This window comes from Stutzerimonas sp. R40042, assembly GCF_026642215.1.
Lineage (GTDB): Bacteria > Pseudomonadota > Gammaproteobacteria > Pseudomonadales > Pseudomonadaceae > Stutzerimonas > Stutzerimonas frequens.
This window is the reverse complement of sequence record NZ_CP113258.1, coordinates 4,566,235-4,583,870: the sequence shown is the minus strand read 5'-3', so window position 1 is coordinate 4,583,870 and position 17,636 is coordinate 4,566,235. Positions and strand designations below refer to the sequence as shown.

At 65.8% G+C, this 17,636-nt stretch carries 18 protein-coding genes; 9 read left to right on the top strand and 9 right to left on the bottom strand.

The window, feature by feature from the left end; genetic code table 11:
- Window positions 1-18 precede the first annotated feature (18 nt).
- The 4 genes from OUY36_RS21555 (at window position 19) to OUY36_RS21540 (ending at window position 3,687) form a co-directional block, all read left to right on the top strand.
- The gene (locus OUY36_RS21555) at window positions 19-1,173 is read left to right on the top strand and encodes a beta-glucosidase (RefSeq protein ID WP_267936004.1); all 1,155 of its coding nucleotides are present in this window, start codon (window positions 19-21) and stop codon (window positions 1,171-1,173) included.
- Complete coding sequence (locus OUY36_RS21550; protein ID WP_267936003.1) at window positions 1,170-2,975, top strand: ABC transporter ATP-binding protein; 1,806 nt, start codon at window positions 1,170-1,172, stop codon at window positions 2,973-2,975. The genes OUY36_RS21555 and OUY36_RS21550 overlap by 4 nt, the downstream gene beginning before the upstream one ends.
- Window positions 2,972-3,187 carry a KTSC domain-containing protein gene (locus tag OUY36_RS21545; RefSeq protein ID WP_267936002.1) on the top strand — a complete coding sequence of 72 codons (216 nt, stop codon included), beginning with the start codon at window positions 2,972-2,974 and terminating at the stop codon, window positions 3,185-3,187. The genes OUY36_RS21550 and OUY36_RS21545 overlap by 4 nt, the downstream gene beginning before the upstream one ends.
- A gap of 284 nt (window positions 3,188-3,471) precedes the next feature.
- Window positions 3,472-3,687 (top strand): dodecin, encoded by a 216-nt coding sequence (locus OUY36_RS21540; RefSeq protein ID WP_003303828.1) that lies wholly within the window; start codon window positions 3,472-3,474, stop codon window positions 3,685-3,687.
- Window positions 3,688-3,707: 20 nt separating this feature from the next.
- Here the strand turns inward: OUY36_RS21540 and OUY36_RS21535 are convergent, their stop codons facing one another.
- The 4 genes from OUY36_RS21535 to OUY36_RS21520 all read right to left on the bottom strand — a co-directional run bounded on the left by OUY36_RS21535 (window position 3,708) and on the right by OUY36_RS21520 (window position 7,161).
- On the bottom strand, window positions 3,708-5,060 hold the full coding sequence (locus tag OUY36_RS21535; RefSeq protein ID WP_063540186.1) for a cation:proton antiporter: 1,353 nt from the start codon (window positions 5,058-5,060) through the stop codon (window positions 3,708-3,710).
- A gap of 126 nt (window positions 5,061-5,186) precedes the next feature.
- On the bottom strand, window positions 5,187-6,185 hold the full coding sequence (locus tag OUY36_RS21530; protein WP_041013852.1) for an LLM class flavin-dependent oxidoreductase: 999 nt from the start codon (window positions 6,183-6,185) through the stop codon (window positions 5,187-5,189).
- A gap of 40 nt (window positions 6,186-6,225) precedes the next feature.
- Window positions 6,226-6,642: a PA0061/PA0062 family lipoprotein gene (locus tag OUY36_RS21525; RefSeq protein ID WP_011915133.1), complete on the bottom strand. Its 417-nt coding sequence runs from the start codon at window positions 6,640-6,642 to the stop codon at window positions 6,226-6,228.
- 93 nt (window positions 6,643-6,735) lie between these two features.
- A complete protein-coding gene (locus OUY36_RS21520) occupies window positions 6,736-7,161 on the bottom strand; it encodes a PA0061/PA0062 family lipoprotein (RefSeq protein ID WP_011915132.1) in 426 nt (141 codons plus the stop codon).
- A gap of 143 nt (window positions 7,162-7,304) precedes the next feature.
- On the opposite strand from OUY36_RS21520, the gene OUY36_RS21515 reads away from it, so the two are divergent.
- The 3 genes from OUY36_RS21515 (at window position 7,305) to OUY36_RS21505 (ending at window position 10,480) form a co-directional block, all read left to right on the top strand.
- Window positions 7,305-8,363, top strand: a complete 1,059-nt coding sequence (locus tag OUY36_RS21515; protein ID WP_267936001.1) for an aminopeptidase — start codon at window positions 7,305-7,307, stop codon at window positions 8,361-8,363.
- A gap of 214 nt (window positions 8,364-8,577) precedes the next feature.
- Entirely contained in the window at window positions 8,578-9,747 is a 1,170-nt protein-coding gene (locus OUY36_RS21510) for a hypothetical protein (protein WP_200597108.1), read from the top strand.
- Window positions 9,748-9,757: 10 nt separating this feature from the next.
- Window positions 9,758-10,480, top strand: a complete 723-nt coding sequence (locus OUY36_RS21505; protein WP_063540182.1) for a DUF892 family protein — start codon at window positions 9,758-9,760, stop codon at window positions 10,478-10,480.
- Window positions 10,481-11,403: 923 nt separating this feature from the next.
- On the opposite strand, the gene OUY36_RS21500 is transcribed toward OUY36_RS21505, so the two are convergent.
- The 3 genes from OUY36_RS21500 to OUY36_RS21490 all read right to left on the bottom strand — a co-directional run bounded on the left by OUY36_RS21500 (window position 11,404) and on the right by OUY36_RS21490 (window position 14,923).
- Window positions 11,404-11,811: a DUF1850 domain-containing protein gene (locus OUY36_RS21500; RefSeq protein ID WP_200597114.1), complete on the bottom strand. Its 408-nt coding sequence runs from the start codon at window positions 11,809-11,811 to the stop codon at window positions 11,404-11,406.
- A complete protein-coding gene (locus OUY36_RS21495; protein WP_267936000.1) occupies window positions 11,808-13,832 on the bottom strand; it encodes a TRAP transporter permease in 2,025 nt (674 codons plus the stop codon). The genes OUY36_RS21500 and OUY36_RS21495 overlap by 4 nt, the downstream gene beginning before the upstream one ends.
- 137 nt (window positions 13,833-13,969) lie before the next feature.
- Window positions 13,970-14,923, bottom strand: a complete 954-nt coding sequence (locus OUY36_RS21490) for a TAXI family TRAP transporter solute-binding subunit (RefSeq protein WP_011915125.1) — start codon at window positions 14,921-14,923, stop codon at window positions 13,970-13,972.
- A gap of 371 nt (window positions 14,924-15,294) precedes the next feature.
- Between OUY36_RS21490 and OUY36_RS21485 the strand changes: the two genes are divergently transcribed.
- Together OUY36_RS21485 and OUY36_RS21480 are read left to right on the top strand one after the other, a co-directional pair.
- On the top strand, window positions 15,295-15,723 hold the full coding sequence (locus tag OUY36_RS21485) for a DNA methylase (protein ID WP_017244205.1): 429 nt from the start codon (window positions 15,295-15,297) through the stop codon (window positions 15,721-15,723).
- A 71-nt stretch (window positions 15,724-15,794) separates the two neighbouring features.
- On the top strand, window positions 15,795-16,037 hold the full coding sequence (locus tag OUY36_RS21480; protein WP_063540180.1) for a hypothetical protein: 243 nt from the start codon (window positions 15,795-15,797) through the stop codon (window positions 16,035-16,037).
- Window positions 16,038-16,303: 266 nt separating this feature from the next.
- On the opposite strand, the gene phnP is transcribed toward OUY36_RS21480, so the two are convergent.
- Together phnP and phnN are read right to left on the bottom strand one after the other, a co-directional pair.
- A complete protein-coding gene (gene phnP, locus OUY36_RS21475) occupies window positions 16,304-17,053 on the bottom strand; it encodes a phosphonate metabolism protein PhnP (RefSeq protein WP_267935998.1) in 750 nt (249 codons plus the stop codon).
- Window positions 17,044-17,598 carry a phosphonate metabolism protein/1,5-bisphosphokinase (PRPP-forming) PhnN gene (gene phnN, locus OUY36_RS21470; protein ID WP_102839038.1) on the bottom strand — a complete coding sequence of 185 codons (555 nt, stop codon included), beginning with the start codon at window positions 17,596-17,598 and terminating at the stop codon, window positions 17,044-17,046. The genes phnP and phnN overlap by 10 nt, the downstream gene beginning before the upstream one ends.
- Window positions 17,599-17,636: the final 38 nt, after the last annotated feature.

Sequence of the window (17,636 nt, the reverse complement as noted above, 5' to 3'; positions counted from 1 at the left end):
TCATCCATGAGGTCAGCGATGCACCACCCCAGTCTGTTCAAGAGCTTTTTCCTTGGCGGTTTCGAGTGTTCCAACCACCGGCGCAGCGACGGGCGCCGTCTCGATCTGCTCGCCGCGACCGGCCACGACCGCTGGGCCGCGCACGACTACGCCGAGCTGCACCGGCATGGCCTGCACAGCGTGCGCGACGGCCTGCGCTGGCACCTGATCGAGCGCACGCCGGGGCAGTACGACTGGTCGAGCTTTCTGCCCATGCTTGAAGCCGCGCAGCGCCAGGGCACCCAGGTGATCTGGGACCTGTGTCATTACGGCTGGCCGGACGACATCGACATCTGGCGGCCGCAGTTCGTCGAGCGCTTCGCCCGCTATGCCGCGGCGGTGGCGCAGCTGATCAGGGACGAGAGCGACGAGGTGCCGTTCTACGCACCGCTCAACGAGATTTCCTTCTGGGCCTGGGCCGGTGGCGACGAGGCCTACTTCAACCCCATGGCCCGCGGCCGCGGCTTCGAGCTCAAGCACCAGCTGGTGCGCGCCACCATCGCCGCGATGCAGGCGATCCGCGCGGTCGAACCGCGGGCGCGTTTCGTCCAGGTCGACCCGGCCATCCATGTGGTCGCCGGCAACGACCGGCCCGGCCCGCAGCGCGATGCCGAGCGTTTCCGCCAGTCACAGTTCGAGGCCTGGGACATGCTCTGCGGCGAGCAATGGCCGGGGCTCGGCGGTGCGCCGGAGTTTCTCGACATCATCGGCGTCAACTACTACTCGGACAACCAGTGGTACCACGGCGATGGCCGCACCATCGAGCGCGACAACCCGGATTACCGGCCCTTCAAGGGCATCCTGCGCGAGATCCACCAGCGCTACCAACGCCCACTGCTGATCGCCGAGACCGGCGCCGAGGGCGACCTGCGCGGCGACTGGCTGCGCTATGTCAGCGAGCAGGCGGGCCTGGCGATGCAGGCCGGTGTGCCGGTGGAGGGCATCTGCCTGTATCCGGTGCTGGACTATCCGGGCTGGGCGGACGAGCGACACTGTCCGGTTGGCCTGCTCGGTTTTGCCGACGAAAGCGGCCGGCGCTGCGTACACCAGGGGCTGGCCGATGAGCTGCGCCTGCAACAGGCGCGCTTCAGCCAGTCGAATCCGGCCCCGCAACTCGCCGCAGTGATGTCATGAACCAGGCGGCCGCCGTGCCCCAGGCAAAGGCCGCCGAGCTGCCGTTGCCCAGCCGTCCGGTGGCGTTTCTCTGGCATTACATCTGCGCGCGGCCCTGGCATTTCGGCGGCCTGCTGGCACTGATCATCGGCGCGGCGAGCTGCGCGGTGGCCGTGCAGTACGGCATGAAGCTGCTGGTCGATGCGATGGCGCAGGGCACCTCGGATCGCGGTTCGGCCAACGTCTGGTGGCCGTTGGGGCTGTTCATCGGCCTGATCGTCACCGAGAACGTGTTCTGGCGCCTAGGCGGCTGGCTTGGTTGCCGTACCGTGGTGGCCAGCGTGGTGGACATCCGCGTCGACCTGTTCAAGCACCTGACCGGCCACCCGATGCGCTATTTCACCGAGCATTTCGCCGGCTCGCTGGGCAATCGCATCTCCGCCCTCGGGGCCGCGGCCGGTTCGATCTATGGCGGGCTGGCGTGGAAGATCGTGCCGCCGATCGTCGACTTCCTCGGCGCCGTGGTGGTGCTGTTCACCGTCGGCTGGCAGATGGCGGTGGCGCTGATCGTCTTCGTCGCCATCGTCGCGGCGCTGATCACCGGCTTCGGTATCCGCGGACGCAGCAAGCATCAGCGTTTCGCGGCGCAATCGGCGCGGGTCGGCGGCGAGCTGGTGGACGCGGTGTCGAATGTCTGGACGATCAAGGCGTTCTCCGCCCGCGATCGCGAGGCCGAACGCCTGGCCCACGAGATCGGCTACGAGGCCCGCGCCCAGCGGCGCAGCTGGATGTACCTGGAAAAGGCGCGGGTGATGCACGACATCTGCCTGTCGGTGATGGCCGGCGGCATGCTCGTCTGGGCGATCAGCCTGTGGGTCGACGGCTCGGTGACCGCCGGCGACGTGGTGCTGGTCAGCGCGCTGACCTTCCGCATCCTGCACGGCTCGCGCGACCTCGCCCTGGCGCTGGTGGACACCACCCAGCAGCTCGGTGCGATCGACGACACCCTGCGCATCATCGTCCAGCCGCATGGCCTGGACGACCCGGACAACCAGCTGCTGCTGGCCGAGGGCGATATCACCTTCGACGGCGTCTACTTCAGCTACGCCGACCGTGGCGCGGTGTTCGACCACCTCGACCTGCACATTCCGGCCGGGCAGAAGGTTGGCGTGGTGGGCTCGTCCGGGGCCGGCAAGTCGACCCTGATCAACCTGATCCAGCGCCTCGACGATGTGCGTGACGGGCGCATCCTGATCGATGGTCAGGACATCCGCAGCGTCAGCCAGGACAGCCTGCGCGAGAAGATCGCCGTGGTCCCGCAGGAAACCGCGCTGTTCAACCGCAGCATCCGCGAGAACATCCGCTACGGCCGCCCGGAAGCCAGCGATGAAGAGGTGATCCAGGCCGCGCGCAGTGCCTTCTGCGACGCCTTCATCCGCGAGCTGCCGCAGGGCTATGGCACCCTGGTCGGCGAGCGCGGCGTGATGCTTTCCGGCGGCCAGCGCCAGCGGTTGGGCATCGCCCGGGCGTTCCTCAAGGATGCGCCGATCCTGATTCTCGACGAGGCCACCTCGGCGCTCGACACTCACTCAGAAGCGGAGATCCAGGCGGCACTGAACAACCTGGTGCATAACCGCACCGTGGTTGCGGTGGCGCATCGGCTGTCGACCCTGGCGAGCTTCGACCGGATCATCGTGCTGCGTAACGGCCGCATCGTCGAAGACGGCGCGCCGCAGGAACTGCGCCGCCAGGGCGGTGAGTTCGACAGCCTGTGGCGCATGCAGGCCGAGGGCTTCACCCAGCAACCCGATGTGGTGCCATGAAGCGTGTCGTGGTGAATTCCAGCAGCCTGCGTGCGCTCGGCTATGACCCCGAGCAGCAGGTGCTGGAGGTGCAATTCAGCAGCGGTGCGCTCTATCGCTATGAAGCGGTCCCGCCCGAAGCGGTGCAGGCCTTGCTCGATGCCGACTCGCTGTGCCGGCATTTCAACCAGGTATTCAAACCGCAGCATTACCGCTATCGGCGCCTGGAGTGAGCGTGCCGGGAACCGCGCGGATAAGCTGCGCGTTATCCACCCTACGTAGGCCTGCATCCCGTAGGCCGGGCGGCGCGCGGTGGATGTAAAAGCGACATCCACTCTACGGAGCACAACGTGGATGCGCAGGGTGGAAAACTGCGCGGCATTTTTCACCGGGGCGATTCGCCGCCCGCCATCGTCGGATCGACCGCTGCGCTGAACTTCCGGGGCGCTCTGCGGGCCTCAATCAGGCAGGACGCGTCATTCCCGAGCGGAGGCTCTTCAGACCAGAAGGGGACATCATGTCGGATCATCACACGTACAAGAAGGTTGAAATCGTCGGCTCCTCGCGCAACAGCGTCGATGAGGCGATCCAGAACGGTATCGCTGAGGCGTCCAAGTCTCTGCAGAATGTCGAGTGGTTCGAGGTCGGTGAAATCCGCGGCCATGTCGAGAACGGCAAGGTCGGGCATTTCCAGGTCACCATGAAGGTCGGCTTCCGCCTCGAGAACAGCTGATCGCCACGCGCGGTCGCCGTTCAGTCGGCGACGGCGCGGCTGCGCTCATAGCGGCGCAGCAGCGGCTGGGTGCTGAGCCCGTGCAGCACGATGCTCAGCGCTACCACCGATAGCACCAGGCTGATAATGGTCTGCGCTTCGTCCGGCAGCAGGCCGTGGGTCACTGCGTAGCTCAGGTAGTAGAGGCTGCCGACGCCGCGAATGCCGAACCAGCCGGCGGTCAGGCACTGGGCGCGGTCGAGGTAGCGCCGGGGCATCAGCAGCATCACGCTCAGCGGCCGAATCAGCAGGAATAGCGCCAGGCCGAGCGGAACCGCACGCCAGTCCCAGTGCACCGAGACCAGCACCCCGAGCATGGTCACCAGCAACACTTCCAGGCTGCGTTCCAGCTGCCCGCCGAATGCCAGCACATCACCCATCAACACGCCCGCGGCGACCTTCGGCTGGCCCAGCTGGCGATCGTCCAGCGACAGCGCGCGGGGCGCCAGGCCGCCTTCGGCGAGGTGCGGGACGGCGTCGTTGATCAGCTCCTCGGATGGCGTCTCGGAGCGCCCGGCGGCGGCAATTTCCGCGTGACGCAGGCCGAGACCGGCGGCGAACACCGCGAGAAAGCCCCAGGCACCAGCCAGTTCAGCGCCGACGTAGGCCAGCGCGATCAGCGCCAGGGCCAGCGAGTCGTTGGGCGACATCGCCGTATCGGTGTGGCGTGCGCGCAGGTAGATGGCCACGCGGCCGACCAGTTTGCCGAGCAGAAAGCCGATCAGCAGCCCCGCCGGTACCGCCCACAGCAGCCGGTGCAGCGCCCACTCGCTGACCCAGTCGGCCTCAAGCTGGCCCTGTGCGATGAGCATCAGGCCGAACACCACGAAGGGAAACGCGGTGCCGTCGTTGAAGCCCGCCTCGCCGGACAGGCCGTAGCGCAGGCGGTCGCTGTCGCGGGCATCGTTGACCTGCACCAGGCTCGCCAGCACCGGATCGGTGGGCGCCAGGATCGCCCCGATCAGCACCGCGACACCCCAGCTCAGGCCGAACAGGTAGTGGCAGAGCAGGGTGACGCCGCCGATGCAGGCGAGCATCACCGGCCCGGCCAGTACATAGGCGCTCTTCCAGGCCGGATGCCGTAGCGGCATGCGCAGCTTGAGGCCGCTGACGAACAGCGACACCAGCACCGCGACTTCGGTGAGGTGTTCCATCCAGCCGGCGATATGCAGGAATTCCATCTCCCACAGGCCGATGCCGAGCTGGCCGATGAGCACGCCGAAACCGAGGTAGATCAGGGACGTGGTGATTGGCAGCCAGCGCAGGAAGGCCGAGGCGAGGGCGAGGATCAGCAGCAGGACGCCGAGTACGGCCATCCATTCGAGAAAATTCATGCATGTTCCGATGGCGGGGCGCGGTGTTGCGCCCAGGGGGTGTATGCCATTGGAACGGTGGCCGGCGGCAGGGTTCGCCGGCAGTGCCGCGTGAGGCCGCCGCCGGTCAGGGCAGCGGCCGGCTTGCTACTGGCGCAGCTCGGCGACGATCTCGAAGGCGCGATGGCGGTCGGCGGTTTCGTAGAGGTCGCAGGTAAAGATCAGCTCGTCGGCCTGGGTCTGCTCGAGCAACACGTCGAGGCGCGCACGAACCTTCTCCGGGCCGCCAATCAGCGCCAGGCCGAGGAAGTCGCCCACGGCCTGCTGCTCATGCGGCAGCCACAGGCCCTGCATGCTCTGCACCGGCGGGCGCAGCACCAGGCTCTGGCCGCGGATCAGCGAGAGGATGCGCTGGTAGACGCTGGTCACCAGGTACTCGGCCTGCTCGTCGCTGTCGGCGGCGATCAGCGGCACGCCGAGCATCACGTAGGGTTTGTCGAGCACCGCCGAAGGCTTGAAGTTGTCGCGGTAGAGCTTGATCGCCTGATGCATGTAGCGCGGCGCGAAGTGCGAGGCGAAGGCGTAGGGCAGGCCCTTGGCCGCGGCCAGCTGGGCGCTGAACAGGCTGGAACCGAGCAGCCAGATCGGTATGTTGCTGTTCACTCCCGGCATGGCGATGACGCGCTGATTGGGCTGGCGCGGGCCGAGCAGCAGCTCCAGCTCCTCGACGTCCTGCGGAAAGTCGTCGGCGCTGCCCATGCGGTCGCGGCGCAGTGCATGGGCGGTGAACTGATCGGCGCCGGGGGCGCGACCGAGCCCGAGGTCGATGCGGCCCGGATAGAGCGCTTCCAGCGTGCCGAACTGCTCGGCGATCACCAGCGGCGCGTGATTCGGCAGCATCACCCCGCCGGCGCCGAGGCGGATGCGCGTGGTGTTGGCGGCCAGGTAGCCGAGCAGCACCGCGGTCGCGGCGCTGGCGATACCGTCCATGTTGTGGTGTTCGGCCACCCAGAAGCGCTGGAAGCCGAGCCCCTCCACGTGACGCGCCAGGGCCAGGGCGTTGTGCAGCGCCTGGGCCGGCGTGCCGTCGTCGCGGATCGGCGCCAGATCGAGCGCGGAAAAGCGGGTGTTTGCAATGCGGGACATCGTTTACCTCATGACGTAAGGCGGTCGGGTGCGAGCGGGCTCAGTGGCAATGCTCGGCCTCGGCCTCGACCAGCACGTTGCGCTGTTCGTCGCGCAACCAGCCTTGCGGGGTGAAACCCAGCGAGCGGGCCTGGAACAGGTAGCGCTGGCCGGGTTGGAAGTCGTCGTAGCGGATCACCAGGGTGCAGCGAATGGTGTGGGTTTCGCCGAACAGGCCGAAGTCGCCCCCTGTCACTTCGAATTCGTAGCGCGCTTCGAGTTCATGGGCGCCCGGCGGGACCTGGAAATAGCGACCGTCGGGGGTGCGTTTGCCGTCCAGCTGGTCGGACATGAAGATGTCGCTGGGCTGCGCGGTCATGTCGACCCAGGCCATGTTCGGGTCGGGTTGCGGCAATGGCCCGGCGCAGCCGGCCAGGGCGAGAAGGGCGGGCAGGACGAGGGGGAGTGCGCGACGCATGGCTGGATCCTCGGCGAATGGCGGGGTGAGACGCGCTGCGCCTCACCGATGCCGTCGAGGGTGCGCCAGATGACGGCGCATTTCAACGCGGACTCAGCGGCCGGCGAGGTCGCCGCAGCCCTTTTCCTCGGCGCGGGCCAGCACGTACTGGTGCTGGTCGTAGAGCTTGGCCCAGGGCCGGAAGCCGTAGCCGCCGGCCACCAGGCGATAGCGCGCGCCGGCGGTGAACTTGTCGTACTCCAGGGTCAGCTTGCAGTCGCGCGGCAGCGGGTTGCTGCCGGGGCCGACATTGGCGCCATTGACCTCGAAGCGGTAGCGCATCTCCAGCTTGCGGCTGCCAGGCTGAACCTGGAAATAGCGGTCGTCCTCCAGCGTCTTGCCATCCACGGCCACCGCCTGCAGCTGGGTTTCGCCGTTCGGGTTGAGCTCGATCCAGGCCTGCTCGGGATCGGGCTTGGGCATCCACATGGAGCAGCCGGCCAGGCTGGCGAGCAGAGTGACGAGAAGGAAACCGCGCATGTACAAGGCTCCAGCCGGTGATCATGGGCCGGCAAGGGTTCGATTGGGCGTTATGGGCTGCCGCAGGTTGCAATCGGCAGCACGGCCTTTGTAGGGTGCGCTACGCACGCCGGCGCCAGCCCGACCACCGAGCGATACACCCGATGCCCAAGCCCAACGCCGCCTCCATCGACAGCCGCAGCCTGCGCTGGGTTCCCCTGCTGCTTGCCGTCTGTCTGAATGGTTGCAGTTATTACGGCCAGCTCGCGGTCGGCCAGCTGGAGCTGCTGCGCCAGCGTGAACCCATCGAGGCGCTGATCGCCGATGACTCACGCGATGCGGCGTTGCGCCAACGGCTGGGCGAGGTGTTGCAGGCGCGGCGCTTCGCCAGTCAGGCGCTGGCGCTGCCGAACAACGACAGCTATCGGCTCTACGCCGAACTCGGTCGGCCCTATGTGGTGTGGAACCTGTTCGCCACCGAGGAGTTCTCGATCAAGCCGCTGGAGCACTGCTTTCCCATCGCTGGCTGCGTGGCCTATCGCGGCTACTTCCGCCAGGGTGCCGCCCGCGGCGAGGCGGCGCGGCTGCGGCTGAGTGGGCTGGATACCCATGTGGCAGGTGTCGAGGCCTATTCCACCCTCGGCTGGTTCGCCGATCCGTTGCTCAGCTCGATGCTGCGGCGCAACGACGAGCAGCTGGCGGCGCTGATCTTCCACGAACTGGCCCATCAGCAGCTGTATCTGCCCGGCGACTCCGCCTTCAACGAGTCCTATGCCACCTTCGTCGAGCGCGAGGGGCTGCGTCAGTGGCGTGCTCATCGCGACCTCCCGCAGCGGGATGAACAGGCGCGGGTGCGCTATCGACAACTGGTTGAGCTGCTACTCGAGACCCGCCAGCGCCTCGACCAGCTGTATGCGTCGGGTCGCTCGCCAGGCGAGATGCGCGCGCTGAAGCAGGCCGAGTTCGCGACGCTGCGTCAGCGCTATCGACATCTGCGCGACAGCCAGTGGAACGGCGATAGGCGCTTCGATCGCTGGTTCGCCCAGCCGCTGAACAACGCCACGCTCTTGCCGTTCGGCCTGTATGACCGCTGGGTGCCGAGCTTTGCCGCGCTGTTCGAAGCGAACGGCCGCGACTGGGCACGCTTCCATGCCTCCGTCGCGGCACTGGCCGAACGCCCTGCCGACGAGCGGGAGCGGGCGCTGGTGCAACTGGCCGACTGATCAGGCGAAATGGCGGGACCGGCAACCGCGCAGGTTACGCCGAACCGGGCCGCTTGAGCCGAAAATCTCCAATCTACCGTTCATCGGCAGCGATCTGCTGAACCGCCGAACGGCACGAATCATTTTTCAGCCCCTCCGGTCCCCTTTAAAGGTCGCCGATATTCACGGCGGCGATCCCCCATGCCTGATACCCACGCATAAAAACGGAGGCTCCATGGAGACCATTTCCGGAATTTTCGACAATAAAGGCACGCCACTGGAGAAGCAGAAGTTCACCTGGAAGGAAATGGCCGGCAAGCCGATCAGCAAGCTCGACGACGATGCGTTCACCCGGGTGCGCATCATCCTCATGAACGGCGTCGAGACCGATGCCCTGCGCCTCAAGCACGGCATTGCGCGCTTCAACAAGGAGCTGCGCCTGCCACTGGCCGAAATCCGCCGCGTCGAGCAGCACCAGGCGACCATGGTCAACTGGCTGATCGGCGCCGACCATTCGCCGCTGGAGACCACGGTCGCCTACGAACAGGTGGCGATCGAGGTGACCGCCGCAGTGGCACAGAACGAGCCCGATCCCTACCAGGCGCAGACCTATCGCTTCGGCCTGCTGGAAGACTTCGACCACCTGTACCGCTACGCGGCGATGCTCGATCGCCTCGAAGGCAAGGACGCCAACAACATCCTGCAGGGCTATACCGATCTCGTTCCCGGCCGCCCGACTTCCGAGCATCACCGCCATCCGGAAAACGACATCCGCGACAATTACGAGAAGAACAGCGCCGCGCTGATCACCAAGATCCACGCGGCGCTGATCACCGGCGCGGAATACCAGACCCACGACTACTACCAGAACATCGGCCCGCTGTTCGCCGATCCGCTGGCGCGCCAGCTGTACGCCGAGATCGCCTCGGTGGAAGAGCAGCACGTGACCCAGTACGGCTCGTTGTCGGACCCCAGCGAGAGCCATATCGAGAAGTGGCTGGTGCACGAGGCGATGGAGGTCTACATGTACGCCAGCTGCGCCGAGCAGGAGAGCAACCCGCGCATCAAGGCGATGTGGGAGCGTTTCCTCGACTACGAGCTGGGCCACCTCAACGTCGCCTGCGAGTGGTTCAAGAAGATCGAGGGCCGCGATCCGGCGGAAATCCTCGCCGGCCCGCTGCCGAAGATGGTCGAGTTCAAGAGCCAGCGCGATTTCGTGCGCCAGGTGCTGGCCGCCGAGGTCAACCTGCGCACCGCCGGCCCGGCCTACGTGGACAAGGCCAAGGAGCCGCAATCGTCGCTGGATTACCGCAACCATCTCGCCTCGCAAGGGCTCGCCTCGGACATCGTCTCGGCGGGTTACCAGTGGGCACCGGGTGGTGAACTGATGCGCAAGGCTTCCTGAGGAGACTGACATGGCTACTGCAGCGAAAGTGGGTACCAATTACACCGGCGTGCAGATGTCCCCGAAGGACACCAAGCGCCTGCTCGAAGCGGTCAATGAGATTCACCCCGACGTGCCGGGTGATGAGCGCGGCATGCTCGTCGAACGCACCGAGCGTGCGGCCGAGGCCGACCGAATCGGTTCGGTGCCGGTGCCGGGTTCGGCCAAGGGCATGCTCAAGACCGGCTTCGACATGATGAAAGGCAAAAGCCCCGAGGTGTTCATCGACAAGCTCGGCGAGCGCCTGGCCTTCGAGCGCAACGGCGTGCGCCTGTACGAGGCGATGATTGCCAAGGCCAAGGCGCTGGAAACACCCGATGCCGGGCTGATCGACACGCTCAAGCACATTCGCGACGAAGAGCACGAGCACATGATGCTGGTGCACCAGGCGATCGAGTCACTCGGCGCCGACCCGACGGCGCAGACCCCGTGCGCCGATGTCGTCGGAGCTATGGCCCTGGGGATCGTCAATGTGCTGACCGACCCGCGGACCAATGTCCCGCAGTGTCTGAATGCGTTGCTTACCGCGGAGCTGGCCGACAACGCGGCCTGGGAGCTGCTGATCGAGCTGGCACAGGCGGCTGGGCATCCGAACATCGCCGACAGCTTCGTCAAGGCGAAGACCCAGGAAGATGATCATCTGGTGAAGATCAAGACGCTTATGCGGCGGGATCTGATCATGCAGACCAAGTAATAGCGTGTGAGTGGGACGCTTTGGCGCACACCATCGAAAGGGGTGTGCGTCTTTTTTTTGGGCGCGGAAAGGTGCTGCGGAGTTAGGGGCATTATCGGCTTTTTGTAGTGTCCGATTTCCGAGCTGCTTGGGAGCTTGGTTTCGCCCTGCTGGGCGAGTCACTTTTTCCAGGCGCGGAAAAAGTAACCAAAAACGCTTTGCCCCTGCATCCGGCCCTGCGCTTCGCTCCGGGTTCGTTCCCTACGCCGCCGCTCCGAGGGTCGCCGTACAAGGGCCATCCATGGCCCTTTACGGCTCTCGCCGCATCCCTGCGGCTCGCCCCTCTCCACGACGGCTTCGTTCACCCTACTGAAGGGGCGTCTGGAGTCGCCTGAGGGCCTGTGCGCTAAAGCCAAGCCAAGAATTCGTTAGCTATTCCCACGCTTTTGAGTAGATAGCCGCTCCCGGCGCCACCTTGCCGCTAAACGCATCTGCCGTAGGATTGCAGCAGTGGCTCCCAGGGCTACTGGGATTTGTCGAGTTCTTGCTTTTGTTCGCACGAAGTATCAGGCGACACGCAGCGCCCCATCAGGAGGGTGAGTGGAATCGCTGTGTAAGGGGTTGAGCCGCAGGGATGCGGCGAAAGGCTTAAAGGGCCATGGATGGCCCTTGTAAGCCGACCCCTGGAGCAGCGATGGAGCGAACGTACCCCGCGCGAAGCGCGGGGCCGGATGGCAGGGGCATAGACCTTTTGGTTTCTTTTGGGGCGACTGCCAAAAGAAACTCGCCCAGCAGGGCGAAACCAGGCCGTCAGGCGACTGGCTAACGGCCATGAGGCAAAAACGTTCATCCAGCTCACCCAGCCTGCTAGGCCGGCAAAGGACCAAAGAAAAAGGGGTGCCGTCTGCGCGAACACCCCTCTTCAACGATCACCGGCCAGCCGGTCAATCGTTCCCGACACTCGCCGCTTGCACGGTACAGCCCCAGACTTCCAGCGCCGGCTGGTCCGCTTGTGGCGGGCCTAGCCATTCGCTCATCGCGTGGCAACGCTGGTCAAAACACAGTTGGTAATCCCCTGCCTCGGGGGTTCGCCCCAGGCGCAGGAGTGGCAACGCTGGCATCTGGCGCTGGTAGTGCCAGGCCCCGTCACGCAGTTCGGCGTCATCCGGGATTTCCATCCCGGCACCAGAACCCTTGACCCGCGCTTCGCCGAGTAGCAGCCCGTCCGGCGTCACGCGGTAATCCTCTTCCCAGCGGATCTTCTCGATCGTGTGGTTCCACGCCAGGGTGAAGGTGGGCGTGGGCACTTCGGCCCACACCACACCGGCCAGCCCCAGGCACAGACCGATCACGCCGCCGCCGGCTCGGCGCGACGGGCGCGCCAGATGTGCTGAGCGAGGAAGATCGCGCCGAGGGCGAAGCCGACCTCGTCACTCATCGGCGTGGCGAGGATCATCGCGGCACCGGCGACGAAGCCCAGCACTTTTTCCCACAGCGCCATGGGCCGCTGCAGGTAGCCGGTGAACACCGCGCCCCACAGGCCGATGGCGAACGCCGCCTTGAACAGCATGTACAGCGTGGCGCCCCAGTCCCCGCCTTGCATCATCAGCGCCGGGTTGTACACCGCCATGAACGGCACGATGAAACCGGCGATGGCGATGCGGATGGCCCACATGCTGATCTTCAGGCCCTTCTCCTTGGCGATCGGCGCGGCGGCGAAGCAGGCCAGCGCCACCGGCGGAGTCAGGTCGGCCATGATGCCGAAGTAGAAGACGAACATGTGCGAGACGATCAGCGGCACGCCAAGGTCGAGCAGCGCGGGTGCGGCGATCGAGCTGGTGATGATGTAGTTGGGAATGGTCGGGATGCCCATGCCCAGCACCAGGCAGGTCAGCATGGTCAGGATGAGCGAGAGGAACAGGTTGTTCTCGCCGACCGCGAGGATGTAGCCAGCAAAGGTCGAGGCCACGCCAGTCAGCGAAACGATGCCGATGATCACGCCGACCAGGGCGCAGGCGATACCCACCGGCACCGCATGGCGCGCACCTTCGACCAGCGCGTGCAGGCAGATGGTCAGGGTGTCGCGACCGCCCTTGATGAACCAGCACACGGCCACCAGCGCGGCGATGACGCCGAAGATCACCCCGATGCCGAGCTGGAAGAACCCGGCGCAGAGCAGGCCGAGGGCGATCCAGAAGGCGATGCGCAGGCCGAACGACGACACCTTGAGGATGATCGCCGAGCCGAGGATGACGATGGCCGTCAGCGCCAGGCCGATGGTGCCGGCGAACATCGGCGTGCGTCCGGAGAACAGCAGCCAGACCAGCACCAGCAGCGGGATCAGCAGGTACCAGCGCTCCTTCACCGCGGCCCAGGCACTCGGGCATTCGTCTTTCGGCAGGCCCTTGAGACCGGCGCGCTTGGCTTCCAGGTGGACCATCCAGAACACCGAGCCGAAGTACAGCAGCGCGGGGATCAGCGCGGCCTTGGCGATCTCGACGAAGGGCACGTTGATGGTTTCGGCCATGATGAACGCTACCGCGCCCATCACCGGCGGCATGATCTGGCTGCCCATCGACGAGGTCGCCTCGACGCCACCGGCGAAGGCCGGGCGATAACCGAAGCGCTTCATCAGCGGGATGGTGAACTGGCCGGTGGTGACCACGTTGGCCACGCCGGAACCGGTGATGGTGCCCATCAGCGCCGAGGACACCACCGACACCTTGGCCGGGCCGCCGAGCTTGTGGCCGAACAGACCCATGGCGAAGTCGGTGAACAGCTTGATCATGCCCGCCTGCTCGAGGAACGAGCCGAACAGGATGAAGAGGAAGATGTAAGTCGCCGAAACGTAGGTCGGCGTGCCGTACAGGCCTTCGGTGCCGAACGACAGCTGGTTGACGATCTGGTCCAGGTAATAGCCGCGGTGCGCGAGATCACCGGGCAGGTATTCGCCGAGCAGGCCATAGGCGAGGAACAGCCCGCAGATGATCGGCAGGGCGATGCCCATGACCCGGCGCGCGGCCTCGAACACCAGCACGATCAGCGTCAGGCCGACCACCATGTCGGTGGTGGTCATGTCGCCGGAGCGCTGGATCAGGTCAGCCTCGAAATACCACTGGTAGATGAAGGTCGCGAAACCGGCCAGGCCAAGTACCCAGGCCACGGGCTGGAACGGCTTGCCGTTGCCGCGCGCCGGGTAGCAGAGGAACACCAGCAGCAACAGGAAGCCGACGTGACCGGCGCGCAGCACCTGGCTGGACACCGGGTGAAAGGCGGCGGTGACGATCTGATAGATGGAGAACAGCAGGGCGACGTAGAACAGCGCCCTCGGCCATTCGCTGGGGCTGGCGTGCAGCCCTTGGCTTTCGCTCATGGAATCATTCTCTCACTGCAAGGTGGGGGCCTGTAGAAGCAGGCTTGCCAACGAGGCAACGCGGGCAAGCCTGCTGCTACAAGGATGCGGGCTGGAGCAGGCCGCAGGGCCCGCTCCGCCCGTCTGTCAGCGCTGGGTTACTTGAGAACCCCGGCTTCCTTGTAGAAGCGCTCGGCGCCCGGGTGCAGCGGGATCGGCAGGTTCTTGGTGGCGTTTTCCAGCTTGATGTCCTTGGCGGCGGAGTGAGCGTTGCCCAGGGCCGACAGGTTGTCGAACATCAGCTTGGTCATCTGGTAGGCCACTTCGTCGGAAACCTTCTCATGGCTGACCAGAATGTTGGTGATGGCCACGGTCGGTACGTCGGCATCCTGACCGTCGTAGGTGCCGGCCGGAATCACGCCGGCCTGGTAGGCGTCGCTCTCGATCTTCTCGACCACGGCGGCCGGAATCTCGACGAAGGTCACCGGCATGGTGCTGGCCAGGTCGCGGATGGCGGCCATGCCCAGGCCCGAGGACTGCAGGGTGGCGTCCAGCTGGCGGTTCTTGATCAGCTCGACCGACTCGGCGTAGGGCAGGAACTCGACGCGGCCCATGTCCTCGTAGCTCAGGCCGGCGGCCTTGAAGATCGCGCGGGCGTTCAGCTCGGTGCCGGACTTCGGCGCGCCGACGGAGATGCGCTTGCCCTTGAGGTCTTCCAGAGTCTTGATGCCGGACTCTTCGCTGGCAACGATCTGGATGTAGTTGTTGTAGGTACCGGCGATGGCGCGCAGGCGCTTGAGCGGAGCCTTGAAGCCGGCGTCCTCGACACCGTTCCAGGCATCGGCCACCGAGTCACCCAGGGAGAAGGCCAGTTCGCCACGGCCGGCCTGCAGCAGGTTGAGGTTTTCCACCGAAGCCTTGGTGGCTTGCACGGAAGTCTTGGCGCCATCGATCTTGTTGTACTGCTGCGACAGGGCCACGCCGATCGGGTAGTACACACCGCTGGTACCGCCGGTGAGGATGTTGATGAAGGTCGGCGCAGCGACGGCCGCGGTGCTGGCAGTGAAGGCCGCAGCGGCAGCGAGCAGGCCCAGGCGTTTGGTCAGTCTCATGGTGGATCTCCGTTTCGTTTTTATTGGTTGACGCAGCATGTTGACGATAGACGATGCCGCGTTCAAGAACGCGCCAGACGAGCAAGCAGAGGGGCGATGGCACCGGAAAGATCCGGAGGATGGATATCGCTGGCAGCTCTTCTTGTCGTTGGAATCGCATCGAGCAGATTGCTAGTAGCAGAAGCCGTGCCAGGCACGCATAGCCCCTGCTACAAGGGCTGCTGCCTGCATGGACAAGGGTGATAGGCAAAAATCCGCCTATGCGATGAGAGACCTCGGCAAGAAACCGCTTATCGGGGCGGAAGTGAGCGCGAAACTTGCCCGGCGCGTGGGCTTCGAATACAGACGAATCGTTCGATGGAAGGCTCGCCATGAGCGCGGAAATCAGCGCCAAGGATCTGGGCATCGACATGAGTGACGGTGAGCACGCGCTGTTCAAGTGGTTTCTCGCCAGCTTTCTGTTCGGCAAGCGCATCCAGCAGGACATCGCCGCCGAGGCGTATCGCGTCATCGTCGACAAGCACAAGCGCGATACGCCGCGAAAACTGGGCAATTGCAGCTGGCAGCAGCTGGTGGACATGCTCGGTGAAGGACACTACGTACGCTACGACGAGTCCACCGCCGAGCGGCTGCTCAAGCTCTGCGAGAAGCTCAACCAGGAATATGGCGGCAAGCTCGGGCGCATCCATGAACTCAGCGAGAACCGCAAGGACCTGGAACGGCGGCTGGCGGAATTCGAGGGGATCGGGCCGAAGACCGTGGAAATCTTCATGCGCGAGGCCGCCAGGGTCTGGTACTGAGCGCGCCGGACGGCGCTTGCGTAGCGCGGCCGAAGCGTTAGAGTGGCGCCATCGCAACGCCGAAGTCCGCCATGCGCATCGTTCTGCTCGTCCTCAGTCTGTTCCTGCCCATCGCCGCCAGCGCCGCGCCGGCGCCCTATTACCAATGGCAGAGCAAAGTCGACGGCACCATCATCTGCCGCCAGACCTCACCGGGCGAGGGTTGGCAGAAACTCGACGGACGCCCGTTCCGTGACCTCAACTGCAGCATGCCGGCCGCGCGGGTCGAACGCCCGAGCAGCGTGCCGGGTTTCCGCCCGCAGCCGGGGCGCTAGCCTGCGTCAGCCCGGAATCCGCTCCATGCTTCATGGCTGTAGGGTGGAAAACCGCGCAGCGTTTTCCACGCGTCGGAGGCCTGCCCGACGTTTCGCCATGCAACGGACCCATGGTGGATAAGCTTCGCGTTATCCACCCTACGCTGCCATGGCCATCGGATTGGCCCTCGTAGGGTGGAAAACCGCGAAGCGTTTTCCACGCGTCGCGAGCAGGCGGCTCGGTGTCCTCCCGCCTCTGGACCATGGAAACGCCTATCTGCGAAGCGCTAGAGCGTCATCCCGTCGTATGCCAGGCACACCTTGCCCGGCAGTTCCCGTGACGCCTGCATGAACCAGGCATCCAGCTCGTGGCCGATGTGGGTCAGCACGGCTTGCGCCGGCTGCAGGTCGTCGATGCTCTGCAGCGCACGGGTCAGGTCGTTGTGGTTGCGCGGTGGCGCGTCGCGCGGTGGTGTCGAGCAGTCCAGCACCAGCACATCCAGCACGGTGTCCTGCAGCCGTTCGCGCGTGCTGTCCGGCAGACCGACGGTGTCGGTGAGGTAGGCGATACGGCGCCCGTGACCTTCCAGCAGGTAGCCGAAGGTGGGTTTCGAATGCACCAGTGGCAGCGCGGTGACGCGCAGCGTGCCGAGCGATCGCTGCTCGAAGGCGGCGAACGGCTCGCTGAAATCGAGGATGCCGGGATGCTTGTAGAGATCGGCGAGGCCGTGGGGATCGTCCGGGCCGTGCACCGGGATGCGCAGTCCCACGCCCCAGCGCAGCTGCAGCAGGCCCTGGGCGTGGTCGGCGTGGTAATGGGTCTGCAGGATGCCGTTGAAGCTGCCCGGGGCGAAGCGCTCGCAGAGATCAGGCAGACCGCTGTCGAGCAGCCAACGCTGGTCGCCACATTCCACCAGCGCCGAGCAGACACGGCGGCGGCGACGCGGGTCGAGCTGCGCGGCGCGGCAGGCCGGACAGGCGCAGTTATACACCGGCACCTGTGCGGCGCCGCCGGTGCCGAGCAGGGTCAGCCGCATTGGCGGTGCTCGTCGAGTAGCTGCAGCAGGCGTTCGACGCTGCTCTGCAGCGAAGCGGAATTGTCCACGCGGACGTAGTCGTCCAGCTCACCGCTGAACAGTGCATTGCGCGCCAGGCGTGCCTCGATCTGCTCGGGCGTCTCCCGGCCGCGGGTCAGCAGGCGCTCGCGCAGCACGTCCTGCTCGACGGTCAGCAATACCGCCAGCAGGTCCGGGTAGCGCTGCCGCGCCTCGGGCAGATAGCCGCGCGAGCCGTTGACCAGCACATCCTCGCCGGCCGCCAGCCAAGCGTCGATTTCGGCGGGAATGCCGTAGGCCAGCCCGTTCGCGCGCCAGGCGAGGGCGAACGCCCGCTCGGCCTCCAGGCGCTCGAACTGTTCGATGCTCACCGAGTGTGCGGCTTCGCCGATGGCTTCGGCCGAGCGGGTGATGACCCGCCGGGCGATGCGCACGCCACGCTCGGCTAGCGGCGCGCGGGCAGCGTCGAGCAGGCTGTCCTTGCCGGCGCCGGACGGGCCGATCAGGTAGATCAGGCGGCCTTGCATCAGATCACCTCCAGAGACGGGAGAACGCGGGGCGTGGA

Coding starts and splice junctions, on each gene's coding strand:
- OUY36_RS21495 (WP_267936000.1), bottom strand. CDS start 13,832: ATGAGCGAAAGCCAAGGGCTGCACGCCAGCCCCAGCGAATGGCCGAGG.
- OUY36_RS21490 (WP_011915125.1), bottom strand. CDS start 14,923: ATGAGACTGACCAAACGCCTGGGCCTGCTCGCTGCCGCTGCGGCCTTC.
- OUY36_RS21485 (WP_017244205.1), top strand. CDS start 15,295: ATGAGCGCGGAAATCAGCGCCAAGGATCTGGGCATCGACATGAGTGAC.
- OUY36_RS21535 (WP_063540186.1), bottom strand. CDS start 5,060: ATGAATTTTCTCGAATGGATGGCCGTACTCGGCGTCCTGCTGCTGATC.
- OUY36_RS21505 (WP_063540182.1), top strand. CDS start 9,758: ATGGCTACTGCAGCGAAAGTGGGTACCAATTACACCGGCGTGCAGATG.
- OUY36_RS21540 (WP_003303828.1), top strand. CDS start 3,472: ATGTCGGATCATCACACGTACAAGAAGGTTGAAATCGTCGGCTCCTCG.
- OUY36_RS21510 (WP_200597108.1), top strand. CDS start 8,578: ATGGAGACCATTTCCGGAATTTTCGACAATAAAGGCACGCCACTGGAG.
- OUY36_RS21545 (WP_267936002.1), top strand. CDS start 2,972: ATGAAGCGTGTCGTGGTGAATTCCAGCAGCCTGCGTGCGCTCGGCTAT.
- OUY36_RS21525 (WP_011915133.1), bottom strand. CDS start 6,642: ATGCGTCGCGCACTCCCCCTCGTCCTGCCCGCCCTTCTCGCCCTGGCC.
- OUY36_RS21480 (WP_063540180.1), top strand. CDS start 15,795: ATGCGCATCGTTCTGCTCGTCCTCAGTCTGTTCCTGCCCATCGCCGCC.
- OUY36_RS21530 (WP_041013852.1), bottom strand. CDS start 6,185: ATGTCCCGCATTGCAAACACCCGCTTTTCCGCGCTCGATCTGGCGCCG.
- phnP (WP_267935998.1), bottom strand. CDS start 17,053: ATGCGGCTGACCCTGCTCGGCACCGGCGGCGCCGCACAGGTGCCGGTG.
- OUY36_RS21520 (WP_011915132.1), bottom strand. CDS start 7,161: ATGCGCGGTTTCCTTCTCGTCACTCTGCTCGCCAGCCTGGCCGGCTGC.
- OUY36_RS21515 (WP_267936001.1), top strand. CDS start 7,305: ATGCCCAAGCCCAACGCCGCCTCCATCGACAGCCGCAGCCTGCGCTGG.
- OUY36_RS21555 (WP_267936004.1), top strand. CDS start 19: ATGCACCACCCCAGTCTGTTCAAGAGCTTTTTCCTTGGCGGTTTCGAG.
- OUY36_RS21550 (WP_267936003.1), top strand. CDS start 1,170: ATGAACCAGGCGGCCGCCGTGCCCCAGGCAAAGGCCGCCGAGCTGCCG.
- phnN (WP_102839038.1), bottom strand. CDS start 17,598: ATGCAAGGCCGCCTGATCTACCTGATCGGCCCGTCCGGCGCCGGCAAG.